The 2332-nt window shown below is 75.9% G+C and carries 1 protein-coding gene; it reads left to right on the top strand.

Annotated features, from left to right (window positions below; genetic code table 11):
- The coding region (locus K6I33_RS34360) for a beta-ketoacyl reductase (RefSeq protein ID WP_229358725.1) at positions 1–2314 on the top strand (2314 nt) is incomplete at its 5' end.
- Between the last annotated feature and the right edge of the window lie 18 nt (positions 2315–2332).

Raw genomic sequence — 2332 nt, 5'->3', positions numbered from 1 at the left:
CCCCGTCCTCACCCCCACCCTCCCCGACGGCATCACCGCCGTCGGCACCCTCCGCCGCAACGAAGGCGGACTCCGCCGCTTCCTCACCTCCACCGCCGAAGCCTTCACCCACGGCGCACCCATCCACTGGCCGACCGTCTTCAACGGCACCGGCGCCCGCCGCACCGACCTCCCCACCTACCCCTTCCAGCGGCGCCACTACTGGCTGATGCCGGACCGGGACGGCGAGGGCCGGCGTTATCACGTCGCCTGGAAGAAGCTGCCGTTCACGGGCTCGGCGCACCTCACCGGCCACTGGCTGCTCATCTCCCCCACCGGCCACGACGCCGACCTCACCCAAACCCTCGCCCGGACCCTGACCACCCACGGCGCCACCGTCACCCACCTCACCATCGACCCCACCACCACGGACCGCGCCACCCTCACCACCCTCCTCACCGAAGCGAACGCCACCACCTCCGCCGGCACCGTCTCCCTCCTCGGCACCGACGAGCGGCCGCACCCCGCCCTCCCCGGCGTCGACTGCGCCACGGCCTCGACCATGCTGCTGGCCCAGGCGCTCGCCGACGTGACCCAGGGCGCGGAGCCGAACGCTGAATCGAACGCGAAACCGAAGCTGTGGACCGTAACGCGCGGGGCCGTGGCCGTTTCCCCGTCCGAGCGGCCGTCCACGGCCGGTGCGCAGGTGTGGGGCCTGGGCCGCTGCGCGGCCCTGGAACTGCCCATGCTGTGGGGCGGTTTGGTGGATCTGCCGGGCGGCGACGCGGAGGTCACCGGCCGGATCGGAGAACAGCTGGTCCAGACGCTGTCGGGGTCCGGCGGCGAGGACCAGGTGGCGCTGCGTTCCTCGGGTGCGTACGGCCGCCGCCTGCTGCCCACGCCCACGCCCACCGGCAACGCGCCCTCCACGGGCTATGCGCCGCGCGGCACCGTGCTGGTGTCCGGTGGCACGGGTGCGCTCGGCGGCCATCTGGCGCGCTGGCTGGCCCGTAACGGCGCCGAGCACCTGGTACTGGTCGGGCGCCGGGGCAAGGACACCCCTCTCGTCGCGGAACTCACGGCGGAGATCGAGGAGTTGGGCGCTGCGGTGACCGTGGCCGCCTGTGACGTGGCGGACCGGGAGGCGCTGCGGGAGCTGCTGGCGTCGCTGCCGGCCGACCGGCCGCTGACGGCGGTGTTCCACGCCGCCGGAATCCCGCACTCGGCAGCGCTCGCCGACACCACTCCGGAGACCCTGGCGCGGGTACTGTCGGCCAAGGTCACCGGTGCCCGCCACCTCCACGACCTCACCCGGGACCGGGAGCTGGACGCGTTCGTCCTGTACGCGTCCGGGGCCGGGGTGTGGGGCAGCGGGGAGCAGAGCGCGTACGGCGCCGCCAACGCCGCGCTGGACGCGCTGGCCGAACAGCGCCGCGCCGAGGGGCTGCCCGCCACCTCGGTCGCCTGGGGGCTGTGGGACGGCGGCGGCATGGGACAGGAGGGCGCGGCGTTCCTCGGCTCGCTCGGGCTGCGGCCGATGGCGCCCGAGGCCGCCCTCGCCGCGCTCCAGGAGACGCTGGACCGGGGCGAGACCTGTGCGACGGTCGTCGATGCCGACTGGTCCCGGTTCGCCCCCGCGTTCACCGCCTTCCGGCCCAGCCCGCTGATCGCGGAGCTGCCCGGCGTCCGGACCGCCGACGGCCCGGTCGTGCGACCGGAGCCCGCCGACGCGCCCGCGGAGCAGGGCGTGGTGGCGCGGCTGCGGCAGGTTCCGGCCGCCGAGGGGCAGGAGCTCCTGCTGGATCTGGTGCGGCGGCACGCCGCGGCCGTGCTCGGCCACCCGGGGCCCGAGCACATCGATCCCGAGGGCGGGTTCCGGGCGCTGGGGTTCAGCTCGGTGACCGCGGTCGAGCTGGCCGGCAAGCTCGGTGCGGCGGTGGGCCGCAAGCTCACCGCCACCTTCGCCTTCGACCACCCCAACGCCCGGGCGGCGGCCGGCCGGCTCGCCGAGTTGCTCGACGTACGGACGGACGGCGCCGGGGACACGGGCGGCCCGGCGGACGGCGACCCCCGCGAGGCCGAGATCCGGCGGGCCCTGCAGACCGTGCCGCTGGCCCGGCTGCGGGACGCCGGACTGCTGGACGGCCTGCTCGAACTCGCCGGACTGCGGCCCGAAGCGGCGGCCCAGGCCGCCATGGACCCGGCCGCCACCACGGACCCGGCGGACCCGGCGGGCTCGGCGGGCTCGGTGAGCCCGGTGAGCCCGGTGACCTCGGTCGACGAGCTGGACGCCGAGGCCCTGGTGAACCTCGTGCTCGGCAGCCCCGACTCCTGACCCCGCCTCCCCCCTACC

The sequence above is a fragment of the Streptomyces sp. UNOB3_S3 genome, from assembly GCF_020740895.1.
Lineage (GTDB): Bacteria > Actinomycetota > Actinomycetes > Streptomycetales > Streptomycetaceae > Streptomyces.
Note: the sequence above shows the minus strand (reverse complement) of the source record. Positions and strands in the feature narration are given on the sequence as shown.